The sequence below is a fragment of the Zoogloea oryzae genome (genome assembly GCF_030161255.1).
Lineage (GTDB): Bacteria > Pseudomonadota > Gammaproteobacteria > Burkholderiales > Rhodocyclaceae > Zoogloea > Zoogloea oryzae.
Map to the genome: position 1 here is coordinate 17,537 of NZ_BSPX01000037.1, position 22,905 is coordinate 40,441.

Sequence of the window (22,905 nt, forward strand, 5' to 3'; positions counted from 1 at the left end):
ACCTTGCCTTCCTGAATTTGCGAAGCCACGGATCAACCCACGACTTCGTACTGATACTTTACAAATAAATCGAGCCCCTTTCAGGGCCCGACTTCGATTGCGCCTGAGAAATCAGAAGCGATAGTGCGAGAAAGCCTTGTTGGCTTCCGCCATACGGTGCACTTCTTCACGCTTCTTCATCGCGGCGCCACGGCCTTCGGCGGCCTCGAGCAGCTCACCAGCCAGGCGCTGGGCCATGGACTTCTCGGAGCGCTTACGGGCAGCTTCGCGCAGCCAGCGCATGGACAGCGCCATACGACGGGCCGGACGAACTTCAACCGGAACCTGGTAGTTGGCACCACCAACACGGCGGCTCTTCACTTCAACAACCGGACGCACGTTGGAGAGCGCAGCGGAGAAGACCTCCAGCGGGTCCTTGCCGCCGCCCTTGGCGACGATGGTTTCGAACGCGCCATACACAATGCGCTCGGCAACAGACTTCTTGCCGCTTTGCATGATGGCGTTGATGAACTTGGAAACATCCTGGGAACCGAACTTCGGATCCGGCAGGACTTCACGCTTGGGTACGTCACGGCGACGGGGCATGATTGACTCTCGCTATTCTTTGAATGCCGACAATTAAGACTTCTTCGGGCGCTTGGCACCGTACTTCGAGCGGGACTGCTTACGATCCTTGACACCCTGAAGGTCAAGGGAGCCGCGCACGATGTGGTAACGCACACCCGGCAAATCCTTAACACGGCCGCCGCGGATCAGAACAACAGAGTGCTCCTGGAGGTTGTGACCTTCACCGCCGATGTACGAGATGACCTCGAAACCATTGGTCAGACGAACCTTGGCCACCTTACGCAGCGCGGAGTTCGGCTTCTTCGGAGTCGTGGTGTAAACGCGGGTGCAGACACCACGCTTTTGCGGGCAAGCCTCGAGCGCGGGAACCTTGCTCTTGGAAACGGGCGCTTGCCGGCCCTTACGAACGAGTTGATTAATTGTTGGCATAGCTAAGAATTTCCCAAAACACCGAGGCAGCCCGACAGGACCGCCTCGGATGGTTATTCCGGCTGCGACTGACTACGATTGGCCAGTCCGCAAAAAGAGGCCGGAGTATATCTTCTTCGTCAAGTTTTCGTCAACCGGCTTGTTGCGCGTTCTCGGTTTCGGAAACTTCCGGCTGGGGTGCCCAGGCATGACCTTCACCGAGGTCCTCGCCAATCGCCTGCGACTTGCGGTTACGGTGATAGGCAAGGCCGGTACCGGCCGGAATCAGACGACCGACGATGACGTTCTCCTTCAGGCCACGCAGCTCGTCGCGCTTGCCAAGAATGGCAGCCTCGGTAAGCACACGGGTGGTTTCCTGGAAGGATGCGGCCGAGATGAACGAGTCGGTGGACAGGGACGCCTTGGTGATACCCAGCAGCAGGAAGCTGTAGCTGGCGGGCAGCTTGCCTTCGGCAACAACCTTGTCGTTCTCGTCCAGCACTTCGGCGCGCTCGACCTGCTCTTCACGGATGAAGCCGGTATCGCCCGGATCGGTGATGACCACGCGACGCAGCATCTGGCGAACGATCACCTCGATGTGCTTGTCGTTAATCTTCACGCCCTGCAGACGATAGACGTCCTGAACTTCGTCGATGATGTAACGGGCCAGGGCCTCGACGCCCTGCAGACGCAGGATATCGTGCGGATCGGCGGGACCATCGACGATCAGTTCGCCCTTGTTCACAACCTGACCGTCGTGGACCATGACATGCTTGTCCTTCGGGATCAGGAACTCGTGGACCGTGCCATCCGGCTCGGTAATCACGAGGCGCTGCTTGCCCTTGGTGTCCTTGCCGAAGGACACGGTACCCGTGACCTCGGCCAGAACGCCTGCATCCTTCGGCGCACGGGCTTCGAAGAGTTCCGCCACACGCGGCAGACCGCCGGTAATGTCGCGGGTCTTCGCGGATTCCTGCGGGATACGTGCAAGCACGTCACCCACGGAAACCTGCTGACCATCCTTCACGGTGATCAGCGAGCCGACCTGGAAGGTGATGGACACGGCGTGGTCGGTGCCGGCGATGCGCACTTCTTCGCCAGTTTCGGTGAGCAGCTTGACCTGCGGGCGCACGCCCTTGGAGGTGCTGGCACCGCGACGCTTGGCATCGATCACCACGAGGGTGGACAGGCCAGTCACTTCGTCGATCTGCTTCGCGACGGTGACGCCCTCTTCCACGTTCTCGAACTTCACGAAACCGGCGTATTCGGTAATGATCGGACGGGTGTGCGGATCCCACGTGGCGAGCTGGGTGCCGGCCTTGATGGCCAGACCTTCGTCCACCGACAGGGTTGCGCCGTACGGGATCTTGTGACGTTCACGCTCACGGCCAAGCTCGTCGGCGACCACCACTTCGGCGGAGCGGGAGATCACGATCTTCTCGCCCTTCGCATTCGCCACGTAACGCATGTTCTGGGTGAAGCGGATCACACCAGCAGACTTCGCCTCAACGGCGTTGGCCGCAGCAGCCCGGGATGCAGCACCACCCACGTGGAAGGTACGCATGGTGAGCTGGGTACCCGGCTCGCCGATCGACTGGGCCGCGATGACACCGACGGCCTCACCGGCATTCACCAGCGAACCGCGGCCGAGGTCGCGACCGTAGCACTTGGCGCACAGACCGTAGCGGGTTTCGCAGGACAGCGGAGTGCGCACGCGCACTTCGTCGAGGCCCACGCTCTCGATTTCGTCGACCATGTCTTCATCGAGCATGGTGCCCGCTTCGATCAGGGTCTCCTGGGTGTCCGGATGGACCAGATCATCGGTCGTCACACGGCCGAGGATACGGTCGCGCAGCGGCTCGACAACTTCACCACCTTCGATCAACGCCTTCATCAGGAAGCCGCTCTTGGTGCCGCAGTCGTCCTCGATGACCACCAGATCCTGGGTCACGTCCACCAGACGACGGGTGAGGTAGCCGGAGTTTGCGGTCTTCAGCGCGGTATCCGCGAGGCCCTTACGAGCACCGTGGGTCGAGATGAAGTACTGCAGAACGTTCAGGCCTTCACGGAAGTTGGTGGTAATCGGGGTTTCGATGATCGAGCCGTCCGGCTTCGCCATCAGGCCCCGCATACCCGCCAGCTGACGGATCTGGGCGGCAGAACCCCGGGCGCCGGAGTCGGCCATCATGTAGATGGAGTTGAAGGACTCCTGCTTGACGGTGTCGCCCTTGCGGTTGACCACGTCTTCCTGGCCGAGTTGGTCCATCATCGCCTTGGCGACCTGGTCACCGGCGCGCCCCCAGATATCCACCACCTTGTTATAGCGCTCGCCGTCGGTCACGAGACCGGAGGTGTACTGCTGGGCGATCTCCTTGACTTCCTGCTCGGCGGCGTGGATCAGCGGGTGCTTGAGTTCCGGCACCAGCATGTCCTTCACCGCGATCGAGATGCCGGCGCGGGTGGCGAGGCCGAAACCGGCCTGCATCAGCTTGTCTGCAAACACGACCGTCGCCTTCAGGCCGCAGCGGCGGAAGGAGGCGTTGATCAGCTTCGAGATTTCCTTCTTCTTCAGGGGCTTCTGCAGCACGCTGAAGGGCAGGCCCGCCGGCAGGATCTCGGAGAGGATCGCGCGGCCGACGGTGGTCTCGTGGCGGGTGATCTTCTCGATGGACTCGCCTTCGGGGCCGAGGTCCCATTCCTTCAGGCGGACGATGACCTTGGCGTGCAGGGCCACCTGACCGGATTCGTAGGCGCGCTTGACTTCACCCACATCGGCGAAGGCCATGCCCTCGCCCTTGGCGTTCACGCCTTCACGGGTCGCGTAGTACAGGCCCAGCACGATATCCTGGGACGGCACGATGATCGGTTCGCCGTTGGCGGGGGACAGCACGTTGTTGGAGGCCAGCATCAGGGTGCGGGCTTCCATCTGCGCTTCCAGCGAAAGCGGGACGTGGACGGCCATCTGGTCGCCGTCGAAGTCGGCGTTGAACGCCACGCAGACCAGCGGGTGCAGCTGGATCGCCTTGCCTTCGATCAGGACCGGCTCGAACGCCTGGATACCGAGACGGTGCAGCGTCGGCGCACGGTTCAGCATGACCGGATGCTCGCGGATCACCTCTTCGAGGATGTCCCACACCACCGGCTCCTGGCTTTCGACCATCTTCTTGGCCTGCTTGATGGTGGTCGCGAGACCCATCAGCTCAAGCTTGTTGAAGATGAAAGGCTTGAACAGCTCCAGCGCCATCAGCTTCGGCAGGCCACACTGGTGCAGCTTGAGCTGCGGACCCACGGTAATCACCGAACGGCCGGAGTAGTCGACGCGCTTGCCCAGCAGGTTCTGACGGAAGCGACCGCCCTTACCCTTGATCATGTCGGCCAGGGACTTGAGCGGGCGCTTGTTGGCGCCGGTCATGGCCTTGCCGCGACGACCGTTGTCGAGCAGGGAGTCGACGGACTCCTGCAGCATCCGCTTTTCGTTGCGGACGATGATCTCCGGCGCCTTGAGCTCGAGCAGACGCTTCAGACGGTTGTTCCGGTTGATCACGCGACGGTAGAGGTCGTTCAGATCGGACGTGGCGAAACGGCCGCCATCGAGCGGAACCAGCGGACGCAGGTCCGGCGGCAGCACAGGCAGGACTTCCAGGATCATCCAGTCCGGCTTGATGCCGGAGGACTGGAAGGCCTCGAGCACCTTCAGGCGCTTGGAGATCTTCTTGATCTTGGCTTCGGAACCGGTGGTTTCCAGCTCGGAACGCAGCTTCTCGATCTCGTGCGGGAGATCCAGCGAGCGCAGCATCTCGCGGATGCCTTCGGCGCCCATCAGCGCGGTGAAGTCGTCGCCATACTCCTCGACCTTGGCCAGATAGTCGTCTTCCGACAGGATCTGGGCACGGTTCAGCGGGGTCATGCCGGGATCGGTGACCACGTAGGCTTCGAAGTACAGCACGCGTTCGATGTCGCGCAGGGTCATGTCGAGCACCATGCCGAGACGGCTCGGCAGGCTCTTCAGGAACCAGATGTGGGCAACCACCGAGGCCAGCTCGATGTGCGCCATGCGCTCACGGCGAACCTTCGAGAGGGTCACTTCGACGCCGCACTTTTCGCAGATCACGCCGCGGTGCTTGAGGCGCTTGTACTTGCCGCACAGGCACTCGTAGTCCTTGACCGGGCCAAAGATCTTGGCGCAGAAGAGGCCATCGCGTTCCGGCTTGAAGGTCCGGTAGTTGATGGTCTCGGGCTTCTTCACCTCGCCATAGGACCACGACCGGATCGTCTCGGGAGACGCCAGGCTGATGGTAATGGCGTCGAACTCTTCCTCGTTCGGCAGGCTTTGCTTGAACAGATCAGCGAGCAAACTTTTCATCAATCACTCCATCCAGGGTGAGCACTCATCGATCGAACCAACCGCTCAGTAGCGGTCGAGGTCGATGTCGATAGCCAGAGAGCGAATTTCCTTGACCAGCACGTTGAAGGATTCCGGCATGCCGGCATCGATCTTGTGCTCGCCCTTGACGATGTTTTCGTACACCTTGGTCCGGCCGGTAACGTCATCCGACTTGACCGTGAGCATTTCCTGCAGCGTGTACGCGGCACCGTAGGCTTCCAGCGCCCACACTTCCATTTCCCCGAAACGCTGGCCACCGAACTGGGCCTTACCACCAAGCGGCTGCTGGGTGACGAGGGAGTACGGGCCGGTCGAACGGGCGTGCATCTTGTCATCGACCAAGTGGTGCAGCTTCAGCACGTGCTTGTAGCCGACAGTCACCTGACGCTCGAAGGGCTCACCGGTACGGCCGTCGAACAGGTTCACCTGGCCGCCGGAAGGCAGCCCGGCGAGTTCGAGCATGGCCTGGATCTCGGATTCCTTCGCACCGTCGAACACCGGGGTTGCGAAGGGCACGCCCTTGCGCAGGTTCTCGGCCAGTTCGAAGATCTCGCCATCGGTGAAGTCGGACATGTCTTCCGGCTTGCCGTTGTCGTTGTAGATCTGGTTGAGCAGCGAACGGACTTCGTCGGCGGTAGCCTTGGCACGCACCATCTTGTCGATCTTGTTGCCCAGACCCTTGGCGGCCCAGCCCAGGTGGGTCTCGAGCACCTGACCGATGTTCATCCGTGACGGAACGCCCAGCGGGTTCAGCACGATGTCCATCGGGGTGCCGTCTTCCATGTACGGCATGTCCTCGACCGGGACGATCTTGGAGACCACACCCTTGTTACCGTGACGGCCGGCCATCTTGTCGCCAGGCTGCAGGCGGCGCTTGACGGCGAGGTAGACCTTGACCATCTTCTGGACGCCCGGGGGCAGCTCGTCGCCCTGGGTGAGCTTCTTCTTCTTGGCTTCGAAAGCCAGGTCGAAGTCCTTGCGGGTCTTCTCGAGGGCTTCGCGGACGGACTCCATCTGGGCGGCGAGGGTCTCGTCGGCCATCCGGATGTCGAACCAGGTGTAGTGGTCGAGACCTTCCAGGTATTCCTTGGTGATCGCGGTGCCCTTGGCGAGACGCTTCGGACCGCCGTTGGCCGGCTGACCGTTGATCATGCGCTCGATACGCTCGAAGGCGTCGCGCTCCACGATCCGCATCTGGTCGGCGAGGTCGGTCTTGAAGCCGCGCAGCATGTCGTCGATGATCGACTGGGCACGCTTGTCGCGCTCGATGCCTTCGCGGGTGAACACCTGGACGTCGATCACGATGCCGTTCATGCCGGAAGGCACGCGCAGCGAGGTGTCCTTCACGTCGGAAGCCTTCTCGCCGAAGATCGCGCGGAGGAGCTTTTCTTCCGGCGTCAGCTGAGTCTCGCCCTTCGGCGTGACCTTGCCGACCAGCACGTCACCGGCTTCGACTTCCGCACCGATGTAAACGATGCCGGATTCGTCGAGGCGGGACAGTTGGGCTTCGCCGAGGGACGCGATGTCGCGGGTGATTTCCTCAGGGCCAAGCTTCGTGTCACGGGCAACGACGGTCAGCTCCTCGATGTGGATCGAGGTGAAGCGGTCGTCGGCCACTACGCGTTCGGAGATCAGGATCGAATCTTCGAAGTTGTAGCCGTTCCAGGTCATGTAGGCGACCAGCATGTTCTGGCCGAGGGCCAGTTCGCCCATGTCGGTGGATGCACCGTCGGCGATCACGTCGCCACGGGCCACACGATCACCCACCTTCACCACCGGACGCTGGTTGATGTTGGTGTTCTGGTTGGAACGGGTGTACTTGATCAGGTTATAGATGTCGACGCCGACTTCACCGGCAACGGTTTCATCATCGTTCACCCGGATCACGATACGGTTGGCATCGACGTAGTCGACGATGCCACCACGCAGCGCCTGTTCCGCCGTGCCCGAGTCGACGGCCACGGTGCGCTCGATGCCGGTACCGACAAAGGGCTTCTCGGGGCGCAGACACGGCACCGCCTGACGTTGCATGTTGGCGCCCATCAGCGCGCGGTTCGCGTCGTCGTGCTCGAGGAACGGAATCAGCGAGGCTGCGACGGACACGATCTGGCCCGGCGCGATGTCCATGTACTGCACGGTGTCGGCGGTCGCCAGGGTGAATTCACCCTTGTTACGGCAGGACACCAGATCGCCGGTGAGACGACCGTTTTCATCGACCTCGGCGTTCGCCTGGGCGATGACGTACTGGCCTTCTTCGATCGCCGACAGGAAGTCGATCTGCTCGGTGACCGCGCCATCGACCACCTTCCGGTACGGGGTCTCGAGGAAGCCGTACTGGTTGGTGCGGGCGAACAGCGCCAGCGAGTTGATCAGACCGATGTTCGGACCTTCCGGGGTCTCGATCGGGCATACACGGCCGTAGTGGGTCGGGTGCACGTCGCGGACTTCGAAGCCGGCGCGCTCGCGGGTCAGACCGCCCGGGCCAAGGGCCGACACGCGGCGCTTGTGGGTGATCTCGGCGAGCGGGTTGGTCTGGTCCATGAACTGGGACAGCTGGCTCGAACCGAAGAATTCCTTGATGGCGGCGCTGATCGGCTTGGCGTTGATCAGGTCGTGCGGCATCAGGTTGTCGCTCTCGGCCTGACCGAGGCGCTCCTTGACGGCACGCTCGACACGGACCAGACCGGCACGGAACTGGTTTTCGGCCAGTTCGCCGACGGAACGCACACGACGGTTGCCCAGGTGGTCGATGTCGTCGATCTCGCCGCGGCCGTTGCGCAGCTCGACCAGCACGCCGACTACCGCGAGGATGTCGTCGTTGGAGAGGGTGCCGACGCCTTCACCGCCCATCGGGCCGACGCGCTCGTAGAAGCGCTTCTGCCATTCCGGCGCCTTGTCGTCCAGCTTTTCAGGGTAGGCGCGGCGGTTGAACTTCATGCGGCCGACGACCGACAGGTCATAGCGCTCGGGCAGGTAGAACAGGCCCTGGAACAGCGCCTCGACGGCATCTTCCGTGGGCGGCTCGCCCGGACGCATCATGCGGTAGATCGCCACACGGGCAGCCCACTGGTCGACGGTTTCGTCAACGCGCAGCGTCTGGGAGATGTGGGAGCCACGATCAAGATCGTTCAGGTACAGGGTAGTGACCTGGGTCACGCCGGCGTCACGGAGCTTGTCGAGGATGTCCTCGGTGATCTCGTCGTTGGCACGGGCAACCAGCTCGCCGTCCTGGCTCACCACGTTGGTGGCCAGCACGCGGCCGAGCAGGAAGTCATCGCCGACATTGACCGTGTCGATACCGGCGTTGGCCAGTTCGCGGATGTGCTTGGCGGTGATCCGCTTGTCCTTGGTGACGATGACCTTGCCGGACACGTCCACCACGTCGAACTTGGCGACTTCGCCACGCAGACGATCCGGGACCAGCGCAAAGCTGGCGCCTTCGGACTGCAGCGTGAAGGATTCGAAGTCGTGGAAGGTCGCGAGGATCTCTTCCGGCGTCATCCCGATCGCCTTGAGCAGGATGGTGACCGGCATCTTGCGGCGACGGTCGACACGGAAGTAGAGGTAATCCTTCGGATCGAACTCGAAGTCCAGCCAGGAGCCGCGGTACGGAATGATCCGCGCCGAGAACAGCAGCTTGCCGGAAGAGTGGGTCTTGCCGCGATCGTGCTCGAAGAACACGCCGGGCGAACGGTGCAGCTGGGACACGATGACCCGCTCGGTACCGTTCACGACGAAGGAGCCGTTGTTGGTCATGAGCGGAATCTCGCCCATGTACACTTCCTGCTCCTTGACTTCCTTGATGGTCTCCTTGGCCGCTTCCTTGTCGAGGATGACAAGGCGGACGCGGGCACGCAGCGGCGACGCGAAGGTCAGGCCGCGCTGCTGACATTCCTTCACGTCGAAGGCGGGTTCACCGAGATTAAACTGCACGAATTCCAGCCGGGCGTTGCCGCTGTGGCTGGTAATCGGAAAAATGGAATTGAAGGCAGCCTGAAGGCCCTGATTCGCCCGCACCGCCGGCGGGGTTTCCGCCTGCAGGAAGGATGCATAGGATTCAAGCTGAGTGGCCAGCAGATAAGGCACATTCTGTACGGCTGCGCGCTTGGCGAAGCTTTTACGGATGCGCTTTTTCTCGGTGTAGGAGTACGCCATAGATGCTCCGGGTCAGAGAAGTCGGACGTCAGAAGACAAAAGACAGCATTTCGGGCAGTTGATTCCGCGCAGATTGCGCTTTAACCTACTTCGAACGCTCTTTTTTGTCGTCTGGGGCGACGGATGCTGCAGACAACTGAAACTGAAAGCACAAAAGGGCCGATGCCGTAATGGCATCAGCCCCCAGGGCAAAGTCGAAATTACTTGATTTCGACCTTGGCGCCAGCGTCTTCGAGTTGCTTCTTGAGCGCTTCGGCGTCGGCCTTGGCGATGGCTTCCTTGACGGGCTTCGGAGCGCCATCAACGAGGTCCTTCGCTTCCTTCAGGCCCAGGCCGGTGACGGCGCGGACAACCTTAATCACTTCAACCTTCTTGTCGCCGGCGGCCAGCAGGATGACGTTGAACTCGGTCTGCTCTTCAGCAGCGGCGGCAGCAGCGCCACCAGCGCCAGGAGCGGCGACAGCCAGGGAAGCGGCGGAAACGCCGAACTTCTCTTCGAACGCCTTGACCAGGTCGTTCAGTTCCATCACGGTCATCGAGCCAACGGCTTCGAGGATGTCTTCTTTGGTAATTGCCATCTCAAAATACTCCAGTTCTAATTTCGTAAGCGTAGTCAGCAACCGGGCGCTCAGGCCGCGGTTTCTTCTTCACGTTTCTTCGCGAGCGCGGCCAGCAGACCGGCAAAGCCGGACACCGGGGCCTGCATGACGCCCAGCAGCTTGGCGAGCAGTTCTTCGCGGCTCGGGATCGCGGCCAGGGCTTGCACGCCAGCCTTGTCGAGCACCTTGCCAGCGTAGGAACCCGCCTTCAGCACGAGCTTGTCGTTGGTCTTCGCGAAATCGGCGAGAACCTTTGCGGCAGCCACGGGATCGGCGGAGATGCTGTAAATCAGCGGGCCGGTCATCTGGTCGGCCAGGCTGGCAAACGGCGTGTCAGCCACTGCGCGGCGAGCCAGGGTGTTCTTCAGCACACGGAGGTAAACGCCAGCTTCACGCGCCTTGGCACGCAGCACGGTGAGGTCGCCGACCTCGATCCCTGCATATTGCGCCACGACGATCGTCTGAGCATTTGCCACTTGCGCCGACACCTCAGCCACTACGGCTTTTTTGTCGTCGAGATTCAGACTCAAGGTCTTTCCTCCTATCAAGTCAACACGCGATGAAAGCTTCCATCGCACCTACGGCGACCTGGATCAGGAGATTGGCACCACGAAGGGCTCGCGATGCGGTAATCCTGTTCTGGGACACCGTCTACGCAGGTTTTCGGTGATTAAGCGTTTGCCGGAGCATCCGCACCTGCGGTCTTTGACGATCCGGCTGCCCTGCCTGTTCAGCGGAGCAACCGGCCCAAAGTTCTTACTGTTGCTGCTGGCCCGACACGGTGGCGGGTTCGACGCGAACGCCGGCACCCATCGTGGAGGAGACAGCAACCTTGCGCAGGTACACGCCCTTGGAGGCGGCCGGCTTGGCCTTGACCAGCGCGTCGATCAGGGCGGCAACGTTCTGCTGCAGCGCTTCGACGGTGAAGGAAGCACGACCCACGGTGGCGTGGATCAGACCGGCCTTGTCGGTACGGTACTGGACCTGACCGGCCTTGGCGTTCTTCACGGCGGTGGTGACATCCATGGTCACGGTGCCGACCTTCGGGTTCGGCATCAGGCCACGGGGGCCGAGGATCTGACCGAGGGCGCCGACGACACGCATGGCGTCCGGGGTGGCGATACACAGATCGAAGTCGATCGTGCCGCCCTTGACCTGCTCGGCGAGGTCGTCGAAACCGACGACATCGGCGCCAGCGGCGCGAGCTGCTTCAGCCTTGTCGCCCTGGGCGAAGACCGCCACGCGGACGGACTTGCCGGTACCGGCAGGCAGAACGACGGAGCCACGAACCAGCTGGTCGGACTTCTTGGCATCCACGCCCAGGTTCACGGCGATGTCGATGGACTCGTCGAACTTGGCAGTGGCGCATTCCTTGACCAGCGACAGGGCTTCGGTCAGGGGGTAGTTCTTGTTGCGATCAACCTTGGCACGCAGGGCCTGAACGCGCTTGGACAGCTTCGCCATGATTACATGCCCTCCACGGTGATGCCCATGCTGCGCGCAGAGCCAGCGATGGTACGAGCAGCGGCGTCGAGGTCCGCAGCGGTGAGATCCTTCATCTTGGCCTTGGCGATTTCTTCGCACTGGGCCTTGGTGATCTTGCCGACCTTGTCGGTATGGGGCTTCGGAGAACCCTTCTGGATGCCGGCGGCCTTCTTGATCAGAATGGTCGCGGGCGGGGTCTTCATCACGAAGGTGAAGCTCTTGTCCGCAAACGCGGTGATCACCACCGGAATCGGCAGGCCGGGCTCAAGACCTTGGGTCTGCGCGTTGAACGTCTTGCAGAACTCCATGATGTTGAGGCCGCGCTGACCAAGGGCCGGGCCGATCGGGGGGCTGGGGTTGGCTTTGCCTGCAGGAACCTGCAGCTTGATGTAGCCAATAATCTTCTTTGCCATTAGGCAACTCCTTTTTGAGTTCTAGCGCACAGCAAAAACCGCCGCGCTCCTCTTGCCCTTGCGGGCGCGAAACGGGGTGCCTTGCAGCACCCCACGAAGATCAGGTCTTCTCGACCTGACCAAAATCCAGTTCGACCGGCGTCGCACGACCGAAGATGGTCACCGACACGCGGATCTTGCTCTTCTCGTAGTTCACGTCTTCGACGGAACCATTGAAATCGGTGAACGGACCTTCCTTGACGCGAACCATCTCGCCCACCTCGAACAGCACCTTCGGACGCGGCTTATCGACGCCTTCCTTCATCTGCTGCATGATCTTCTCGACTTCCTTCTCGGAAATCGGCGTCGGCTTGTTGGCGGTACCGCCGACAAAACCGGTGACCTTCGGGGTGGACTTGATGAGATGCCACGTATCGTCGTTCATCTCCATTTCCACCAGCACGTAGCCGGGGAAGAACTTGCGCTCGGTGATGCTCTTCTGGCCGTTCTTCATCTCGACGACTTCTTCGACGGGAACGAGAATCTGACCAAACAGGTCTTGCATACCATCACGCGCGACACGCTCGACAAGCGCGCGCTGGACCGACTTCTCGAAGCCGGAATAGGCATGTACCACGTACCAACGCTTGCTCATGATTTCTTCCAACCCAGGATCAGATCGTAGAGAGCCCACTCGAGGGTCTTGTCAGTAACCCAAAGAAAAACCGCCATGATCACGACGAAAGCAAAGACGATCCCGGTGGTCTGGAACGTCTCCTTGCGCGACGGCCAGGCGACTTTCTTGGTTTCGGCAACGGTCTCGTTGGCAAAAACGGCAAAACGCTGCCCGGCCTCGGTCTTCCAGGCTACGGCAGCGCAAAGGGCAACACCGGCGAGCACCGACAGAACGCGCAGCACCATGGCCTGCTCGGAGAGCAGATAGAAGCCCACAACGCCGGCCACCAGTAGAACCAGTGCCAGCGCAAACTTGATTTTGTCGGCCATTGAAACGTGAGTCCGAATGAAACGGTGGCAGGGGCAGAGGGAATCGAACCCCCAACCTTCGGTTTTGGAGACCGACGCTCTGCCAGTTGAGCTATACCCCTGCAGCAGAGACTACGGGACGCCCCGCGGGGAGCGGGGCATTCCGAGTACGACTATCGAGAATTACTCGATAACCTTGGCAACGACGCCAGCGCCGACGGTACGACCGCCTTCACGGATGGCGAAACGCAGACCTTCTTCCATGGCGATCGGAGCGATCAGCTTGACGGTCATGGAGATGTTGTCGCCCGGCATGACCATCTCGGTGCCTTCCGGCAGGCTGATGGAACCGGTCACGTCCGTGGTACGGAAGTAGAACTGCGGACGGTAGTTGTTGAAGAACGGGGTGTGACGGCCGCCTTCTTCCTTCGACAGCACGTACACTTCGCCAGTGAAGTGAGTGTGCGGCTTGATGGAACCCGGCTTGCACAGCACTTGGCCGCGCTCGACGTCTTCACGCTTGGTGCCGCGCAGCAGCACGCCGACGTTGTCGCCAGCCTGACCCTGATCCAGCAGCTTGCGGAACATTTCGACGCCGGTACAGGTGGTCTTGACGGTCGGCTTGATACCGACGATCTCGATTTCTTCACCAACCTTGACGATGCCGCGCTCGACACGACCGGTCACCACGGTGCCACGACCAGAGATTGAGAACACGTCTTCGATCGGCAGCAGGAAGGGCTGGTCGATGGCACGTTCCGGGGTCGGGATGTAGGAGTCCAGGGCGTCGGCCAGACGGAAGATCGACGGCTCACCGATGTCGGACTGGTCGCCTTCGAGGGCCTTCAGGGCGGAGCCCTTGACGATGGGCACATCGTCGCCCGGGAATTCGTACTTGGAGAGGAGCTCGCGCACTTCCATCTCAACCAGCTCGAGCAGCTCTTCGTCATCAACCATGTCGCACTTGTTCAGGTAGACGATGATGTACGGGACGCCAACCTGACGGGCAAGCAGGATGTGCTCACGGGTCTGGGGCATCGGGCCGTCAGCGGCGGAACAGACCAGGATCGCGCCGTCCATCTGGGCGGCACCGGTAATCATGTTCTTCACGTAGTCAGCGTGACCCGGGCAGTCAACGTGGGCGTAGTGACGAGCCTCGGTTTCGTACTCGACGTGCGCGGTGTTGATGGTGATGCCGCGAGCCTTTTCTTCCGGCGCCGCGTCGATCTGGTCGTAGGCCTTGGCCTCGCCACCGAACTTGCGCGACAGAACGGTCGTGATTGCAGCGGTCAGCGTGGTCTTGCCGTGGTCAACGTGACCAATCGTGCCGACGTTTACGTGCGGCTTTTTCCGCTCGAATTTTTCCTTGGCCATATCATCAACTCCGCAAAAAAATCAGGAAATTGGAAACTACTTTGAACGCCGCACCATTGAATCGATGGTGCCCATGGGCAGGATTGAACTGCCGACCTCTCCCTTACCAAGGGAGTGCTCTGCCACTGAGCTACATGGGCCTCACACACGCAACCTGGAGCGGGTGAAGGGAATCGAACCCTCGTCATAAGCTTGGAAGGCTTCTGCTCTACCATTGAGCTACACCCGCGCTTTACAACGCACGACTCACAACACCGCTCACGTCACCGCAACTCACGGACGGAGCACACAGCAAATCTGTTGGTGGAGGGGGAAGGATTCGAACCTTCGAAGGCAGTGCCGTCAGATTTACAGTCTGATCCCTTTGACCGCTCGGGAACCCCTCCAAGCGAGAAGCTGCGCATTCTAGACATCGGCTTGCCGGTTGTCAAACACAATCGTCGTTTTTCTTGTGACCTCTGTGCTTTAATCCGTTAGGACTACCACGCTGTCGGATAACGCATGTCAATGGACAAGGATTTGCTGGTCGACGCCGTGCTGGCCAGCGGGGTCGTGCTCCCTGCGCCCGGCCCCGGCTTTCTGCGCCTGCGCGCGGTGGCGGCCGACGATGATGCCGGCCCCCGGGAGATGGCGCAGGCGGTGAGCCAGGATCCGGCGATCACCGGTGCGCTGCTGCGTGTCGCCAACTCGCCGGTGTTCCGCCCCCGCAGCGCGCCCCGCTCCGCCCAGGATGCTATTGCGATGCTAGGGCGCACCCGTACGCTCGCCACGGCCGCGAGCGTTGCGCTCAAGGCCCAGAGCGACGGACTCGACCCCAGGGTTGTCGATGCGATCTGGTCTGGCTGCGCGCGGGCCGCCGAGTACAGCTTTGCGGTGGCGCGGGCGACCCGCTTCAAGTCGCTGGCCGACACCGCCTATCTGGCAGCCCTGATGCAGGACGCAGGGATCGCCGTGGTGTTGAGGCGGTCGCCCCAGCACGCGGCGCTGCTGATCGGCGACGGGCCGACCCTCGAGGCCGGCGCCCGGGCGCTCGACGCCCTCAGCGGCACCGACCACGCCGCCGCCGGTTATCTCGTGGCGCGCAACTGGAAGCTGCCGGTGGAGGTATGCGAGGCGATCCGCGCCCACCACGACCCAAAGCTGTCCCGACGGCTCGGCGACGAAGCGCGCCGGCTGGCCCGCCTGCTGGCGGCCGGGCGACGCGTGCGGGACGGCGTCTCGCCGGACTGGGTGGATTGGGCCGACGATGTGGCCGGGGAGTTTGGCCTCGGCGAAGCGGATCTGGACGAACTGGCGGCTGACGCGCGCTGATCAGCCGGCGTCTTCGGCGCCGAGGCGGAAGCGGATCGGCACCACCACCGACGCCTCGACCGGCTCGCCACCGCGCCGCGCCGGCACGAAACGCCAGTGCCACACGGCGGTGACGGCGGCTTCGTCGAGGGACTCATGCCCGCCACTCTCGCGCACCTTCACCGCCACCGGAATGCCCTCGGCCGACACCCGCACATCCAGGCGGACGGTGCCTTCCAGCCCACGCCGCCGGGCGATCATCGGATAGCCCGGCTTGGGGTTGTCGAGATACCTGGCGCCAAAACTGGGCGGCGTGTAGCTCGCCGCAGCGGCGGCCGCGACGGGCGGTGCAGTCACCGCAGCCGGAGCCGGCGTCTGGTTTGCTGCCACCGCGGGCGCCGGGGCGGGAGCGGTGGCGATGGCCGGCGCGGGATGGTCGGCCCGCGCCTCGGCCACCAGCCGCTGCTGGGGCACGACGGGCTCGGGCCGTGCAACCGCCTTGGGCGGATGGGGCGTTTCAGCCGGCGTCGACTTGTGCGGCCGTGGCTGGGGCGGCGGCGGTTCGACGTGGGGTTTTTCGGGGGTCTTCTCGGGCAGGACTTCCTGCACCAGCCGGGCTTCGAGCAGACGCGGCGGCTCGGTGACCGACGACTTCAATCCGCCCCCCATGCCGAGCACCAGCGCATGGGCGCACAGGGATGCGCCCACCGCCATCACCAGGCCGCGATCGGAGATCACAGCGCCACACGCAGGCCCAGCCGCAGGCTGCGGGGCTCCGAGGGGTGGGCGTGGATGTCAGCGACGGGGAGACTTTCGGACTTCAATTGGGACTCGTAGTAGTAATCGATGTCGCTCACCCGACGGTTGAAGAGGTTGAGCACATCCAGCGACAGGGTGATTCTCCTGTCCAGGCGGAAGCCTACCTTAAGATTGGTCAAGGTCGAGGACGCGGATCGTACCGAATTGTCTTCGATCAGGGGGCGTGCGCCAAAATGTCGCAGGCGCAGGCCGCCAAACCAGCGCTCGCCGGGATCGACGCCAACACCCACCGACGCGACCACGCCGGCAGCGCCCGGCACCCTCGCGCCGGCCGCATCCGTATCCCGGAAGCGCGCGCTCGACACCGCCAGGTCGGCGTCCACGCTCACGCCGGGCAGTGGCGTCCAAAGGTTGGTCCACTCCACACCCTGACGGCGGGACGGCCGGCTCGGCTCGGTGATGCCCGCGTCGCCGACGAACAGCAGTTCGGAGGCGATGTCGAGCCGCCAGAGGGCCAGCGTCGTCACCCAGCCGGCCGCTGGCGCGCTGCGCAGTCCCAGCTCGCCACCACGGGCGCGGACCAGGGGTCGTACCCGCGCCACGGGATCGCCGAACTCCGCGCTACGCGGATCGGGATTCACTCGGATCGTCGTGCCGCGGGCGTCGTTGCTGTGAAAGCCGTGGCCGTAGTTGGCGTAGAGCTCGGTCTGCGCCCACGGGCCGGCGACGATCCCAAGCTTCGGCGCGGCCAGAAAGGCATCAGCCCGGCCGCTGTTGGCTGCACCGATCGGCGTGCCGTCGCCCGTCACCTGAAAACGATACTGGTCGGCACGCAGCCCAAGGGTGGCGCGTAGCTTTTTCAACACCTGAATCTGGGCGTCGCCATATACCCCGACGCTGGTCTGATCCACCTTGTCGCTGCGCACCTGGGCGTGGCGCTGGCGGGCCTCGGTGAGGAACAAGCCGACCTGGCCGATGTGATCGTGGCGCAGCTGGCTGCCGAGGGTCAGCTCCACCGGGCGGCCCGCCCAGTCGGCAAACCACGTGCGGCTGCCGCCAGCGCCGACGATCTGGCGGCGATCCACCTGCTCGAACTGGTCGCCTCGCACCGGGTCGTCCATCGCGTAGGTGAAGTTGGAGAACAGGTCGAGGCCGTAGTCGATGAGGTAGGCGTTCGCCCGGCTGCGCCCGCTGGCGTCGCTTTCGGCCCATTCACCCGACAGACTGGCGCGCCGGGTACGGCCGCCGCTGCTGGGATCGAGACTTCCGAAGCGGCCGATCAGCCCCTGCGCCACGGCCCGGCGGGGCACCTGATCGGTGGCCGACCAGTGGGAGTCGAAGGCCATCAGCGTTGCCGCCCAGCCGTTGTCGACGCTACCCGACGACAGGCGCAGCACGCCGTTCAGCTTGCTCAGGTTCTCGCGCTCGGCCCACGGCCCGTTGTTGTAGGCGGCTTCGATGGCGCCCAGCAGCACCGGCCCGCCGTCAGTGAGCGGACGAGAGCCCGCCGCCACCAGCCGGTTGTAATGATGCTGGCCCAGCTCGATCTGCACGAAGTCTGCCGGCAGGCTGCGGAAGTAATCGAGCCGCGCCGAGCCGGCAGCCGAGAAATCCCCGTCCGCCGCGTGGTACGGCCCCTTGCGGTAGCGCACCGACGCGACGAGCTCGGGAATCAGCAGGTTGAGATCGGTGTAACCCTGCCCGTGGGCGTGGGTGGGCATGTTGATGGGCATGCCCATCAGCCAGGTGGCGAAGTCGGTGCCGTGGTCGAGGTTGAAGCCGCGCAGGTAGTACTGATTGGCCTTGCCGTCGCCGCTGTGCTGGGAGACGACCAGCCCGGGCACCGTTTCGAGCACCTCGGCGGGGCGCAGCAGCGGGCGGGTGGCGAGCTGCCTGCCGCTCACCGTGCCCTCGGTGGCGCTGGCGGCGACGCCGATCAGGTTGGCACTGCCAGCCTGCACTTCGACAGTCTCGAGCGTGGGCACGCCGCCGGCGATGGCGCCCGGCGCGACCGTCCACACAATTAAGCAGAAAAGTTTATTCATCCTACCGCGGCACGCAAAAAACGGCGGGCTCAGCCCACCGCCTCCGGCGCCGGATCGCGGGCGAGATGGATGCCCAGAATGAAGCTCACGAAGATCACCCCGATCACGCCAAACCCCAGCGCCAGCTCCTTGCCCTCGCCCCAGGCCTCGACACCCGGCCAGGCCATCCGCGCCGCACCCCAGGCCGCCACCAGCAGGCTCATGCCACCCACGGCGAGCGCCATCACCCGGGAGGCGATTCGTGCGGTGCCGTCGGCGCGGGCGATCAGCCGGGCGATCCAGAAGCCGTTGGCGCCATCGGCCAGCAGCATGCCAAGCATGAAGGTGAGCCCCAGCCCCACTGCGTGGGCCGCGCCGCCGGCCTGCACGCCGGCCACCGCAAACAGCGCGGCCTGGCTCACCGTGTCGAAGGACAGCGCGAACAGCGCCCCCACCAGCGCCACGCCCGCCGGGTGGGCGATGCGGCCGAGCCGCCCCAGCCAGCGCCCCTTGAGGCCGACCGGCTGCACCATTTCGTGCGCTTCGGCGGCCAGCACCGCACGCAAATTGAGCACACCCAGCAGCGTGAGGAAACCGATGGAGATCCACGCGCCGGAGACTTCGAGCCATTCCGGCGTCGTCCAGTGGCGCGAGAGCAGGCTCACCGCCAGGGCGATGGCGACCACCACCGCGCCGTGGCCGAGGGAGAATAAGGTGCCGCAGAAGCGTGACCAGCGCGGGTTGGCGCGGGCGTTGAAGCGCGTCAGGCCGTCGATGGTGGCGAGGTGGTCGGCATCGAAGCCGTGTTTCACACCGAAGACGAAGACCAGCAGGACGAGGGCGAGTCCGTCGGCAGGCAGGGCGGTCATGGCGGTTTTCCGGATGCGCGTATGAACAAATGATTTTAGTGCATACAACATCCGTGCCAAGCCGTCAGGCCCGCAGATCCGGCCCGCGCCGGCCGCACACCGATCAGATCATGACCAGCGCGCCAACCAATCAGGCAGCCGGGTTTCCAGCCAGCGGCAGGCGCAGCACGAACTCGGCACCGCCATCGGGGTGGTTGCCGGCCTGCAGCACGCCGCCGTGGCGCTCGACGATGCCGTAGCTGATCGACAGCCCCAGCCCGGTGCCCCGCCCCACCGGCTTGGTGGTGAAGAAGGGATCGAAGATGTGGGGCAGGTGGCGGGCGTCGATGCCCGGGCCGTTGTCGTGGAAGCGCAGCACGGCCACGTCGCCCTCGACGCAGCCCGTGATGCGCAGCCGCGCGGTGGGCTGGCCGGCGGTGGCGTCGGCGGCGTTCTGGACGAGGTTCATCACCACCTGCTGCATCGGGCCGGAGGCGCCCACCACCGGCAGGCTGTCGGGGATGTCCACCGTCACCTCGAAGCGCTCCGGCGCGGCCTTGCACACCCAGGTCACCGAGCGCTCCACCACCGCGCCAAGCTCGAAACGGCTGCTCTCGTCCCGGTCCAGCGCCGAGAAGCGCTTGAGGCCGTCGACGATGTCGCGGGTGCGCTCGGCGCCTTCGATGGTGCCCTCGATCAGCGGATCGAGATCGCCCAGGATGCGGTCGATGCGCAGGCGCTCGCGCAGGGCCTGGATGTCCTCCGGCACGCCGCCGGCGTGGACGGCGCCCAGATATTCGCCCAGCCGGGACGCGTAGCGGCGCAGCGCGTGGGTGTTGCCGAGGATGAAGCTGATGGGGTTGTTGAGCTCGTGGGCGACGCCCGCCACCAGCCGCCCCAAGGACGCCATCTTCTCGGAGTGGAGCAGCTGCTGCTGGGTGCGCTTCAGGTCGTCGTGGGCCTGGCGCAGGGCCGAGTACGCCTTGCGCAGTTCGCCCACCGGACGGCCGGTGACCACCACGCCGAGCGATTTGCCCACCGACGAGTAGCGCGGCGTGCAGTTGAGGGACACCGGCACCGCCGAGCCGTCCGCCGCGCGCAGGGCCAGCTCGCAGTCGTGCACCGGCGCGTCGCTGCGCAGGGCGAACAGGCCCTTGGCCACGTCCACCGCCGCCGGATCGGCCAGCAGGTCGAAGAACAGCGTGCCGCGCAGGCTCTCCACCGAGCGGCCGGTGAAGACTTCCAGCGAGCGATTCACGTCGTCGATCCGACCGCTGCGGTCGCACACCACCAGGATGTCCGAGATCGAGGTGAGCACCGACAGGATGAAACCCTGGCTCTCCTCCAGCTTGGCGTTCTTCTCTTCGAGGGCGACTTCGTACTGGAGGAGGTCGGAATACACCTCGTCCATCTTCTGGATCACGTCGATCCAGGCGCCCTCGCCCACCCCTTCCGGCGCGGCGGCCAGCAGGGCGGACGAATCGGGCAACGGACGCTCGGGCTTGGCCATCGCTTACGACCGCGGCCGGTAGTGGCCGTGGGGATGGGGGTGGGCGTGGCTGTGCTCGCCGTCGCCGTGGCTGTGGGGCTGGTTGCGGAAGTCGGCGGTGACGAGATTGAGCGCCCCGTGGCGCACGCCGGGCCTGGCGATCAGCCCTTCGGCGAAGGCCCGCACCTGGGCGGTGGGCCCACGCAGGATCACGCTCTCCATGCAGTTATCGTGATCCAGGTGGGCGTGCAGCGTGGCCACGCAGAGGTCGTGGTGTTCGTGCTGGTCGTGGGTGACGCGCTCGGCGAGCTCCCGCTCGTGGTGGTTGTACACGTACGAGAGGTTGGCGATGCAGTGGGGCGCCTCTTCCCGCGCCAGGCGGTTCTGTTCGAGCTGGGCGCGCAGGATGTCGCGCACCGCCTCCGAGCGGTTGGAGTAGCCTCGCGCGGCGATCAGCGCGTCGAAGGCGCGGGCCAGGTCTTCGTCTAGCGAGATGGTGAAGCGTTCCACGATGGGCTCCGGGCAGGACAGGCGGGTCATTCTGCCCGCCCCCACCGCCGGCGGCAATCGCCGGCCGCGGTGCCATAATCCGGCCTTTCCGACTTCCGCCGAGATCGCCCCATGGCCCGCATCAAGATCGAACTGCCCGCGCGCTTTGCGTTTTCCACCGAGGTGCCGATCCACATCGGCCTCATCAACTACGGCCACCACCTGGACAACGCCGCGCTGCTGTCGCTGGTGTCCGAGGCGCGGGTGCGCTTCTTCAAGTCGCTGGGCTACACCGAGCTGGACGTGGACGGCGTCGGCATCGTGGTGGCGGACGCCGCGGTGCAGTACAAATCCGAAGCCTTCCACGGCGAGATATTGGTATTTGAGATGGCGCCGGACGACTTCAACAAATACGGCTGCGATCTGGTGTGGCGCGCCACCGACAAGGCCAGCGGCCGCGAAGTAGCCCGGGGCAAGACCGGGATCATCTTCTTCGACTACCAGCAGCGCAAGGCGGCGCCGGTGCCTGCGGGCTTCGTCGCCAAGACCGCGCCCCAGGCTTGAGCTACACGTTCACATCCACCTGCTGGACGGTGCCCACGCTGCCGTCCTCGCCCACCCAGACGCCCGAGCTGCGCACCGCGCCCAGCTCTGCGCCGCCCTCCTTGAGGCTGAAGGGCGTCGCGCTGCGGCCGAGGTAAACCGCCCCGACGCCGCGCTCGCCCAGGCTGGCCACATCGCCGCCGCCTTTCTCATCTGGCGTCCATACGCCCAGCCGGCCGAACACCGGGTCGGCTTCGTCGATCCAACCGTTGCTGTCGCTGTCGTACGCGGCCAGATCGGCGAAGCCATCACCGCTTGCCGGCCCGAACAGCTGGCGGCCGGATTGCACCTTGCCCGACTCCACCGCGTCCAGCACCAGAAAGCCGCTGCCGCTGGCAAGGCGCGGCATGTCCACGTCCTTGCCATCGCCCATCAGGTCGAAACGGAAGCGCTGGCTGGTGAGGCTCGCCGCATTGCCGCCAAAGTTGATCACCAGCGGGTCCTTGCTCACCGCCGCGTTGCCGGCGCGCAGGCTCACGCTGCTGGTTTCGACCTCGCTGCGGCTCATGGACAGGCCGACGCTGAAGTTGATGTCCTTGCCGTCGGCGGTGCGGATCGTGCCGCTCGCCTCGAAGGTGCTGGCTTCAAAGGTCTCGCGGGTCTCGGTGCGGTCGTACTCGATGCCGAAATCGGGCGGCGGCGGGGCTGCCGGCTGATCGGCGATCTGCCCGCTCGCCATGTCGGTGGCCGACATCACCTCGATGCGCCGGCCGGTCATCATCTCGACGATGGACTTGATGAGCGCCAGCCGCGGGTCGATGTCGGCATCCTCGCCGTCGATCTTCGCGGCGGCATCGACGGAATCGCTCGGATCGAGATCCAGTGCCTGGCGAGCCGCGTTTGAAACCACCACACTGCGGGGCGTCGGGCGATCGGCATCCTCCGTCGGCCGCGCGCCGACCCAGGCCCGCAGACGCTCCGCCACCTCCACCCGGCTGGCGCTCAGGTGGGCAGCGGAAAGGCTCAGATCGGCGGAAGCGATTTTCATGGCGGGCTCCTCGAAGGGCAGTGACTTGCCCGATTCAACGGCGCCGCCCCAGCCGACTTGACCACCA

At 64.2% G+C, this 22,905-nt stretch carries 19 protein-coding genes and 4 tRNA genes; 2 read left to right on the forward strand and 21 right to left on the reverse strand.

What is annotated here, in order from left to right:
* Positions 1–111 precede the first annotated feature (111 nt).
* From rpsG to QQK25_RS13010, 15 genes are all read right to left on the reverse strand, one after another.
* Entirely contained in the window at positions 112–585 is a 474-nt protein-coding gene (rpsG, locus tag QQK25_RS12940) for a 30S ribosomal protein S7 (protein WP_153162160.1), read from the reverse strand.
* Between the two features lie 33 nt (positions 586–618).
* Positions 619–996: a 30S ribosomal protein S12 gene (gene rpsL, locus QQK25_RS12945; RefSeq protein WP_079432645.1), complete on the reverse strand. Its 378-nt coding sequence runs from the start codon at positions 994–996 to the stop codon at positions 619–621.
* A gap of 130 nt (positions 997–1,126) precedes the next feature.
* Complete coding sequence (rpoC, locus tag QQK25_RS12950; RefSeq protein ID WP_284188284.1) at positions 1,127–5,338, reverse strand: DNA-directed RNA polymerase subunit beta'; 4,212 nt, start codon at positions 5,336–5,338, stop codon at positions 1,127–1,129.
* 45 nt (positions 5,339–5,383) lie between these two features.
* Entirely contained in the window at positions 5,384–9,514 is a 4,131-nt protein-coding gene (rpoB, locus tag QQK25_RS12955) for a DNA-directed RNA polymerase subunit beta (RefSeq protein ID WP_284188285.1), read from the reverse strand.
* A 200-nt stretch (positions 9,515–9,714) separates the two neighbouring features.
* Entirely contained in the window at positions 9,715–10,092 is a 378-nt protein-coding gene (rplL, locus tag QQK25_RS12960) for a 50S ribosomal protein L7/L12 (RefSeq protein ID WP_153162157.1), read from the reverse strand.
* A 50-nt stretch (positions 10,093–10,142) separates the two neighbouring features.
* The gene (gene rplJ, locus QQK25_RS12965) at positions 10,143–10,643 is read right to left on the reverse strand and encodes a 50S ribosomal protein L10 (protein WP_284188286.1); all 501 of its coding nucleotides are present in this window, start codon (positions 10,641–10,643) and stop codon (positions 10,143–10,145) included.
* Positions 10,644–10,869: 226 nt separating this feature from the next.
* Complete coding sequence (rplA, locus tag QQK25_RS12970) at positions 10,870–11,577, reverse strand: 50S ribosomal protein L1 (RefSeq protein WP_153162155.1); 708 nt, start codon at positions 11,575–11,577, stop codon at positions 10,870–10,872.
* Positions 11,578–11,579: 2 nt separating this feature from the next.
* Complete coding sequence (rplK, locus tag QQK25_RS12975; protein WP_153162154.1) at positions 11,580–12,011, reverse strand: 50S ribosomal protein L11; 432 nt, start codon at positions 12,009–12,011, stop codon at positions 11,580–11,582.
* 100 nt (positions 12,012–12,111) lie between these two features.
* The gene (gene nusG, locus QQK25_RS12980) at positions 12,112–12,645 is read right to left on the reverse strand and encodes a transcription termination/antitermination protein NusG (RefSeq protein WP_153162153.1); all 534 of its coding nucleotides are present in this window, start codon (positions 12,643–12,645) and stop codon (positions 12,112–12,114) included.
* On the reverse strand, positions 12,642–12,995 hold the full coding sequence (gene secE / locus QQK25_RS12985; protein WP_153162152.1) for a preprotein translocase subunit SecE: 354 nt from the start codon (positions 12,993–12,995) through the stop codon (positions 12,642–12,644). The genes nusG and secE overlap by 4 nt, the downstream gene beginning before the upstream one ends.
* 25 nt (positions 12,996–13,020) lie before the next feature.
* Positions 13,021–13,096 (reverse strand) — tRNA-Trp (locus QQK25_RS12990).
* Between the two features lie 61 nt (positions 13,097–13,157).
* Positions 13,158–14,348 (reverse strand): elongation factor Tu, encoded by a 1,191-nt coding sequence (gene tuf, locus QQK25_RS12995; RefSeq protein ID WP_284188287.1) that lies wholly within the window; start codon positions 14,346–14,348, stop codon positions 13,158–13,160.
* A gap of 65 nt (positions 14,349–14,413) precedes the next feature.
* Positions 14,414–14,488 (reverse strand) — tRNA-Thr (locus QQK25_RS13000).
* A 15-nt stretch (positions 14,489–14,503) separates the two neighbouring features.
* Positions 14,504–14,577: transfer RNA gene (locus tag QQK25_RS13005), tRNA-Gly, on the reverse strand.
* A gap of 72 nt (positions 14,578–14,649) precedes the next feature.
* Positions 14,650–14,734: transfer RNA gene (locus QQK25_RS13010), tRNA-Tyr, on the reverse strand.
* 115 nt (positions 14,735–14,849) lie between these two features.
* Between QQK25_RS13010 and QQK25_RS13015 the strand changes: the two genes are divergently transcribed.
* A complete protein-coding gene (locus tag QQK25_RS13015; RefSeq protein ID WP_284188288.1) occupies positions 14,850–15,659 on the forward strand; it encodes an HDOD domain-containing protein in 810 nt (269 codons plus the stop codon).
* Here QQK25_RS13015 and QQK25_RS13020 read toward each other — a convergent pair whose 3' ends face one another.
* The 5 genes from QQK25_RS13020 to nikR form a co-directional block, all read right to left on the reverse strand.
* Positions 15,660–16,376 carry an energy transducer TonB gene (locus QQK25_RS13020; RefSeq protein ID WP_284188289.1) on the reverse strand — a complete coding sequence of 239 codons (717 nt, stop codon included), beginning with the start codon at positions 16,374–16,376 and terminating at the stop codon, positions 15,660–15,662.
* Positions 16,373–18,442 (reverse strand): TonB-dependent receptor, encoded by a 2,070-nt coding sequence (locus QQK25_RS13025; protein WP_284188290.1) that lies wholly within the window; start codon positions 18,440–18,442, stop codon positions 16,373–16,375. Before QQK25_RS13025 ends, QQK25_RS13020 begins: the two co-directional genes overlap by 4 nt.
* 29 nt (positions 18,443–18,471) lie before the next feature.
* Positions 18,472–19,290 carry a HoxN/HupN/NixA family nickel/cobalt transporter gene (locus tag QQK25_RS13030; RefSeq protein ID WP_284188291.1) on the reverse strand — a complete coding sequence of 273 codons (819 nt, stop codon included), beginning with the start codon at positions 19,288–19,290 and terminating at the stop codon, positions 18,472–18,474.
* A 130-nt stretch (positions 19,291–19,420) separates the two neighbouring features.
* Complete coding sequence (locus QQK25_RS13035) at positions 19,421–20,758, reverse strand: sensor histidine kinase (RefSeq protein WP_284188292.1); 1,338 nt, start codon at positions 20,756–20,758, stop codon at positions 19,421–19,423.
* A 24-nt stretch (positions 20,759–20,782) separates the two neighbouring features.
* Positions 20,783–21,298 (reverse strand): nickel-responsive transcriptional regulator NikR, encoded by a 516-nt coding sequence (gene nikR, locus QQK25_RS13040; protein ID WP_284188293.1) that lies wholly within the window; start codon positions 21,296–21,298, stop codon positions 20,783–20,785.
* 81 nt (positions 21,299–21,379) lie between these two features.
* On the opposite strand from nikR, the gene QQK25_RS13045 reads away from it, so the two are divergent.
* Positions 21,380–21,811, forward strand: a complete 432-nt coding sequence (locus tag QQK25_RS13045) for an acyl-CoA thioesterase (protein WP_284188294.1) — start codon at positions 21,380–21,382, stop codon at positions 21,809–21,811.
* A 1-nt stretch (position 21,812) separates the two neighbouring features.
* Here QQK25_RS13045 and QQK25_RS13050 read toward each other — a convergent pair whose 3' ends face one another.
* Positions 21,813–22,838, reverse strand: a complete 1,026-nt coding sequence (locus QQK25_RS13050; RefSeq protein WP_284188295.1) for an SPM autocatalytic domain-containing protein — start codon at positions 22,836–22,838, stop codon at positions 21,813–21,815.
* Positions 22,839–22,905: the final 67 nt, after the last annotated feature.

What these genes read in the sequence shown, in the direction of transcription:
- rpsG (WP_153162160.1), bottom strand. Translation starts at nt 585, where the DNA reads ATGCCCCGTCGCCGTGACGTACCCAAGCGTGAAGTCCTGCCGGATCCG.
- rpsL (WP_079432645.1), bottom strand. Translation starts at nt 996, where the DNA reads ATGCCAACAATTAATCAACTCGTTCGTAAGGGCCGGCAAGCGCCCGTT.
- rpoC (WP_284188284.1), bottom strand. Translation starts at nt 5,338, where the DNA reads ATGAAAAGTTTGCTCGCTGATCTGTTCAAGCAAAGCCTGCCGAACGAG.
- rpoB (WP_284188285.1), bottom strand. Translation starts at nt 9,514, where the DNA reads ATGGCGTACTCCTACACCGAGAAAAAGCGCATCCGTAAAAGCTTCGCC.
- rplL (WP_153162157.1), bottom strand. Translation starts at nt 10,092, where the DNA reads ATGGCAATTACCAAAGAAGACATCCTCGAAGCCGTTGGCTCGATGACC.
- rplA (WP_153162155.1), bottom strand. Translation starts at nt 11,577, where the DNA reads ATGGCGAAGCTGTCCAAGCGCGTTCAGGCCCTGCGTGCCAAGGTTGAT.
- rplK (WP_153162154.1), bottom strand. Translation starts at nt 12,011, where the DNA reads ATGGCAAAGAAGATTATTGGCTACATCAAGCTGCAGGTTCCTGCAGGC.
- nusG (WP_153162153.1), bottom strand. Translation starts at nt 12,645, where the DNA reads ATGAGCAAGCGTTGGTACGTGGTACATGCCTATTCCGGCTTCGAGAAG.
- secE (WP_153162152.1), bottom strand. Translation starts at nt 12,995, where the DNA reads ATGGCCGACAAAATCAAGTTTGCGCTGGCACTGGTTCTACTGGTGGCC.
- tuf (WP_284188287.1), bottom strand. Translation starts at nt 14,348, where the DNA reads ATGGCCAAGGAAAAATTCGAGCGGAAAAAGCCGCACGTAAACGTCGGC.
- QQK25_RS13015 (WP_284188288.1), top strand. Translation starts at nt 14,850, where the DNA reads ATGTCAATGGACAAGGATTTGCTGGTCGACGCCGTGCTGGCCAGCGGG.
- QQK25_RS13025 (WP_284188290.1), bottom strand. Translation starts at nt 18,442, where the DNA reads ATGAATAAACTTTTCTGCTTAATTGTGTGGACGGTCGCGCCGGGCGCC.
- QQK25_RS13030 (WP_284188291.1), bottom strand. Translation starts at nt 19,290, where the DNA reads ATGACCGCCCTGCCTGCCGACGGACTCGCCCTCGTCCTGCTGGTCTTC.
- nikR (WP_284188293.1), bottom strand. Translation starts at nt 21,298, where the DNA reads ATGACCCGCCTGTCCTGCCCGGAGCCCATCGTGGAACGCTTCACCATC.
- QQK25_RS13045 (WP_284188294.1), top strand. Translation starts at nt 21,380, where the DNA reads ATGGCCCGCATCAAGATCGAACTGCCCGCGCGCTTTGCGTTTTCCACC.
- QQK25_RS13050 (WP_284188295.1), bottom strand. Translation starts at nt 22,838, where the DNA reads ATGAAAATCGCTTCCGCCGATCTGAGCCTTTCCGCTGCCCACCTGAGC.